This window comes from Oligoflexus sp., assembly GCF_035638955.1.
Taxonomy (GTDB): domain Bacteria; phylum Bdellovibrionota_B; class Oligoflexia; order Oligoflexales; family Oligoflexaceae; genus Oligoflexus.
On the sequence record NZ_DASQYZ010000468.1, the window covers coordinates 1 to 5,786 of the forward strand.

Annotated in this window: 5 protein-coding genes; 2 read left to right on the forward strand and 3 right to left on the reverse strand. The window is 46.7% G+C overall.

Annotation, left to right across the window (positions count from 1 at the left end; genetic code table 11):
• Positions 1 to 264: 264 nt before the first annotated feature.
• Positions 265 to 1,920: a hypothetical protein gene (locus VE954_RS38170; protein ID WP_324963071.1), complete on the reverse strand. Its 1,656-nt coding sequence runs from the start codon at positions 1,918 to 1,920 to the stop codon at positions 265 to 267.
• On the reverse strand, positions 1,917 to 2,795 hold the full coding sequence (locus VE954_RS38175; protein ID WP_324963073.1) for an AAA family ATPase: 879 nt from the start codon (positions 2,793 to 2,795) through the stop codon (positions 1,917 to 1,919). The genes VE954_RS38170 and VE954_RS38175 overlap by 4 nt, the downstream gene beginning before the upstream one ends.
• A 40-nt stretch (positions 2,796 to 2,835) precedes the next feature.
• Between VE954_RS38175 and VE954_RS38180 the strand changes: the two genes are divergently transcribed.
• Positions 2,836 to 3,105, forward strand: coding sequence for a hypothetical protein (locus tag VE954_RS38180; protein WP_324963075.1), 270 nt, complete (start codon positions 2,836 to 2,838; stop codon positions 3,103 to 3,105).
• A gap of 176 nt (positions 3,106 to 3,281) precedes the next feature.
• Here VE954_RS38180 and VE954_RS38185 read toward each other — a convergent pair whose 3' ends face one another.
• Positions 3,282 to 4,427 (reverse strand): Fic family protein, encoded by a 1,146-nt coding sequence (locus VE954_RS38185; RefSeq protein WP_324963077.1) that lies wholly within the window; start codon positions 4,425 to 4,427, stop codon positions 3,282 to 3,284.
• A gap of 513 nt (positions 4,428 to 4,940) precedes the next feature.
• Here VE954_RS38185 and VE954_RS38190 point away from each other — a divergent pair.
• Entirely contained in the window at positions 4,941 to 5,681 is a 741-nt protein-coding gene (locus tag VE954_RS38190; RefSeq protein ID WP_324963079.1) for a hypothetical protein, read from the forward strand.
• Positions 5,682 to 5,786 lie beyond the last annotated feature (105 nt).

Genomic DNA, 5,786 nt, shown 5'->3' on the forward strand with positions numbered 1-5,786 from the left:
TGATCATATCCAGGACCGCCTCTGCCTTCCTCTTGCCTGTCCAACGCTGATTTTCTGACACAACTGCACCTTCGCTGTAAGCCATAGATTTCCTTTCTACAGCAGCTTAAGGGTGGTCTCAATCAAATTGGGGTCACTATAGGACGGGCTCAGTAGGGGTCAATCGTGCCTTGATTTCATGGTGTCCGGCTCATTCTGCACTCCCCTTCTATTTCTAGGCCGCTCATCGAAAGCCGAATTGCGACATTTATGGGAAGCTTTTGCCTAGGATGACTTCTTGAAGGTTTTGAGTATTCGGTTGAGTTCCTGTGCGGAACTGGGGAATTCGAATTCTTCCGTCTCATCGGTCAGAGCTTTAAGCTCAATCAGTGTCGCCTGTATGCTATCTAGCAATTCCCTTACCTTCTTGCTGGGATAATTGGGTTGGCCGCCCGTATTTATTGAGACTTCTTTCGAAATCTCCGTCCCTAGTTTATGGAACAGGCTGTCCGTGTTGTTGCTAAAGACATGATCGCGATAAAGGTCGAGGAATTTTGGGAAATTGAAACGAATCACGACGACGTTAGGAAAATGGCCTCCGTACTGCACGAGGGTTCCTTCTGATGCCCCAAACAACTCGGTCTGCGCGAGTAGTTCACAGTCTGCCTCCCGCGCGAGGACAAAGAGGACAGCTCGGGAAACCCGGTAGAAAGACGGGTTTTCAAGTACGTTGCCATCCATGGTTTCATCAAACAAAAGGTCGATCTGATTGCAGTTCTGCGTGAGTTTATAGAATTCATCACGTCCGGGATCGTCGAAGTGCTTGGCATCATAGACGACGATTTCCTTGCTTTCTCGGATGAGCTCCACACAGTCAGGTAGGTTGTCGTAGCTGAGATAGGTGAACTTCGCTTCCGTGATGGAAGATGCATGGTCCATGCCACTGAAAAGCGCGTTTCGACTGCCAGCATTTGCGAGAAGTTCAGCTCCAGCGGAAAGGCGAGAGAAGATTAGGATTCTTTCCAAGACCTTGTTGAGGTTGAAGAGCTTGCCGCTCAGCCTGGGGGCATCGTTCGATTTGCGGCTAAAGGCCTCGTTGATGTCGAGTATCATGGATGCGCACCAGGGGGCAAATTTTTGAATTTCTTCAAGGTCCGGCGGTAGCACGACATCTTGATTCGCAACCCTCACGATGTCCTGGTAGGAGGGGCGGGAATCCGATAACCAGCTGTCACATATCTCCTGGCACTTGCTAAGGTTACTTGCGTTTCTCTTGTTGAGCCTTATCTTGGCACGAATTTCATCGACGAAGAGAGCAATGGCACTCAAACAAGGATGAGAGTAGTCGAGGGCTACCGATCGCGTAAAGAAGCGATGGGCCAAGCCTGAGTTTAGACTCGCGGTTTTCGCATAGTCGATACTCCCCTTGGCGCTGTTCGAGACGCCTTCCCTCCGGCAGAAGAGTGTGCGTGCACTGCGAGTCAGGGCTAAATGGAGATTCTCCAGGCGTAGGCCGATTAGCAAGTCGAAGATATCGGAAACTTCATCTGAGTATTCAGAAAAGTTAGCCTCGACGTTTTCGCCTGGAGGGAAATACTGTTCTTTCGGTTTGCAACCGGGATAGTCAGTAAAATAGGACAGGCTGTTGAAGAACTGGATAATGCTATCGGCGACTTCCTCGTATTGTTCGGCAAGCACATTCTGGTCGACCGTATCTTTGACTTTTTTCCAGAGCGACTTGGGTACGAGCAAGTTGATGATCGCTGCGTCTTCTTCCAGAGAGATGGCGAAACCGCAGGATTCAGTGGAGATTCGATTAGTAGGTCTCAGAAAACGAAAGTGACCATAAAGGCGATCCTCAAAGGGAACGCCTTCGACTTCGATCACCTTGTCCTCCTCATCGAAGCCTTTGAACATGAATGTGAAGCGATGTTCGCTCATGATGCGATCTTGAGTCCCGGAATCCGCGCTGGCCGAACGAGCTCGCCATACGATGTATTGGGCGGATTTGATTCCGCATGCTTTGACGTCACGACCTCATGCAGCAAAAATTCATTGTTCGCGCAGGCGCTGAGCAATGCTGGATAGAGGACTTCCTCGAAGAAGATCTCGATGCGCTGTATCTGGCTACCATCTGCCGCAGATGTGATCTTTTCGAGTTCTTCCTTGGTCAGTTCCGCGGTCCATTTGCGGGCTTGCGTAATGAAGAGACCATGCGCAATTTGTCTTTCCTTCGGACGCGTGATCGCTTTTTTGTTCAGGATCGCTGTGTTCAGTATGCTCATTATATGGGTTGCTTTAATGCCGCTGAAAATTTCCCAGACTTTATCACAGGTCAGGTTTGTGATTTTTGTATCCCGGGTGGCGAAGGCCATCGTTACGTCTGAGAGAACCTCTGCTTTGGGCATGAAAAAGTGAAAGGCAAAACGGCGTTTCAGGGCTTGGTCGATGTCATCGGTGCTGCGATCGGCGTTATTCATCGTACCTATGATATGCAAGCGGTCCGACAGCAGGAAGGAGTCGCCGGAATATTGAAGGGAAACCGGCATGCGATGGGATACACCGGCCTCGTCGATGTCGTCTCGGTCCGCAATGGCGAAGAGGAGTTCACCCAGGATAGACGAAACTTTGCCTCGATTGATTTCGTCGATGATGAGAATGAAGTTTTTCTCGTTGAATCCTGGCTTGATATCGAACTCGCAGCGAATCTGGGAGCCAACAGTCCGCGACGCATTGCTAGAGAAGATTTCATCACTATCGACGTACTCAAGCAGCCAAGAGCGAGAGTTCGCGCACTTTTTAGATACTTTCTGCAAAAAGCACGATCTTAACTGGACTCGTAATGAGCCATCTGATGTGAAATTGTTTAGAGGTCATTATCCAGATTTTATCGTTTTCTCGACAGAGAATTACGTATTTGTCGAGTACAAGGGAAGACATCTGCTGGATACTCCAGACTCAATTCGCAAAAACACGATTGGCCAATTAGCGGCTGCTTATTTCATGGTCTACATCAAGGAAGATCGTCAAGGTTTTATACAGAAAGGCTGGGCAGGTGAGCAAGACTCGGAATTTAAAGAACTCGACTTGCTAACTGCTATCCGAACAAAGCGGAAAAGACCTTGATAGGTGACCAGAACATCCACGTGAGGGTAGCCTTTGCGGGATGTCCAATCACATGATCTTCGAGGCCTCTTACGTTCTTGAATTCATCGCGAGACGGATCGCAGATATAGCGCTCGATTGATTTGTAGACGGGGTAGGTTGAAATCGCCTAGCTTCAATTCATATCGAGAATAGATTCAAAGCTCGGTGCCCTCAGCAAGAATATCCAGATAACTTTTATATCGATAAGCCCTATCTCTCTTTTTTCCAGTCGCCTCGACCAGAATACCCATAGCGACAAGAATACTAACCGCTTTTGAAACGGGTGGTTTTGTCAACTCAAGTCGCTGGACTGCTTCAGTCAGAGTTATAATTGGTTTCTTGGGGAGTTCTTCAAAAAGGCGCATACTTGCAACTGTAATTTTTGGATGTTTAAGAAGCTTCTCGCGATCCTGAGTTGCTATCTGATGCAGTCTAGTTGAAGTGTCCACAACATCATCTGCAACAGTTTTAATAGCCTTTAAGAAATAATCGATCCAGGCTTCCCAATCTCCATGTGTTCGAACTCGGTTAAGAAGTTCGTAATATTCGTGGCGATGCTTCTTGAAGTACAGACTTACATATAAGAGAGGAGACCTCATTAACCCATATTGCCGCAATAGCAGAGCTATGAGCAGACGACCAATCCTTCCATTGCCATCAAGAAAGGGATGAATAGTTTCAAACTGCACATGAATCATTGCCACCCGAATCAATGGTGGGACAGCGTCGTCCGTGTGAAAATATGCTTCAAGCTGACTAAGGCATATGTTCATTTCATTCGGGGGTGGGGGGATAAAAGTGGCGTCGCTTGGACGCATACCTCCTATCCAGTTTTGAGATATCCTAAACTCACCTGGAGTTTTATTCTGGCCGCGAACTCCTCTCATTAATCGACTGTGTGCTTCTTTGATGAGTCTCAATGAAAGCGGCAAACCTTTAGGGCTAGTTAACTCGCCCCAGGCATAATTGAGGGCAGCGAGGTAATTACACACTTCCTCAAGATCCCCGGTTTGTTGTCCATCATCCTCGTTATTCAATAGGTCTATTAGGGTTGCTTGTGTGCCTTCAATTTGAGAGGTCACGACTGCTTCTTTTCTCACAAATCCATATAAAAGCCATTCTTGGCCTGAAACTAGATTTGTCGCAATATCGAGCTTCTGCAAAGCCTGGATAGCATCATTCAATAGAATGGTACGGGCGCCGGTTAGGCTCAGGTCTTTTGGACTTAGCGGATCCGGTATATAGGCTTGGATTTCGGAGCCAACCGTAGTTATTTTTACATATTTACCTGTAATTCTCATGCTTTCCTCTAGTAAGCGATCGCTTACTACTATTGTCCACTAGTAAACGATCGTTTACTAGTGGTTTTCGAAGTAAGCGATCGTTTACTAGAACCTTAGAACCTTAGATTAAACATTGAGGCCTTTGGATTTTGGCAAACGCGATCTCAATTTGCCCCACCTCCACCACAGGTTTAAAACCCACTTAAGAAGTGAAGCATTGTATTACTGAATTCGCTGCATTGCGTATCCCTTAAGGGTTCGACATTCATGCTGGGAGGAGAAACAACTTCCTCGGGATTAGTTTAATCAACACGGCTACTGCAGCACTTTCCTATTCAATAAACTCTAAAATTAGGAAGGCTGCTCGCATCGACTGATCATTTGTGCTTGGTATGCCTGTTAACAAAGTGAAAGTCGCAAAATAGATACCAGGACCCGTCTCGGTTAATTTGATGAAACGGGCATAATAGAAACGAATAGACGCCTATATTCACGAATTCTTTGGACTCCCCACAACAATGGAGTGATTTTTTGAGCTTTGAATCAATGCAAATTCCTACTGCTATCCGCGAGGCATTTCCTGAGAAGGAAACACAGAAGCTCATCTATGATCTTGCCATAAAGGAGTCCCAAACACAGAGCGACAGACAGCTTTGGGATTCTTTTCTGAGTCAACACGCCTTTGGAATCAATCCCTTCACCAACAAACCCTATTCTCTAGAACACAAAAAAACGTGGATATATGAAGTTATTCGTGCCGTCCGAGTATTAGCAGGAAAAAGCGAGACCACCCATGACAAAGTGAAAAGATGGTTAGACGAAGAATTCAAACCGAACCAAATAAAAGAGGGCGCACTGGAGAGATATCCTACAGAGGATTTTGCAGCAGCAGTCGAGACTCTTAAAGAAGTTCAGCATAAGATTACTCCGGATCGGAAAGCGTTCAACGAATGCTTCTTAAAAAAATGGTCTGCAATCTTTGCTCCATCGAATATATCAAACATCACGGCAGATCAACTGGCCGCATTCACGTCATTCTCAGAAAACCAGCATTGGACCGGCATCCACCGACACAACTCAAATATCACAATAGATCTAAATGCATTTCACCGCACACTCTCAGTTTTGCTCGATGAATCTCGAGAGGTCAAAGTCAGGATAGACGAGATCGACCCACCACGCGGTCAAGGTCAAAAGCTTGTAAGAGGCTTCGGAAAGGCCGTATACACAGCAATCCGTGTCCTTTCCGCAACGATTCGTGACTTGAGCTGAGCCATCCACGAAGATCTCCGAAACGAAAGGAGATCCGAAATGCAGACACCATCCATCGCAACGGTTAAAGAACAGATCGAAGTCTATAGAAAAACACGGTCCTAT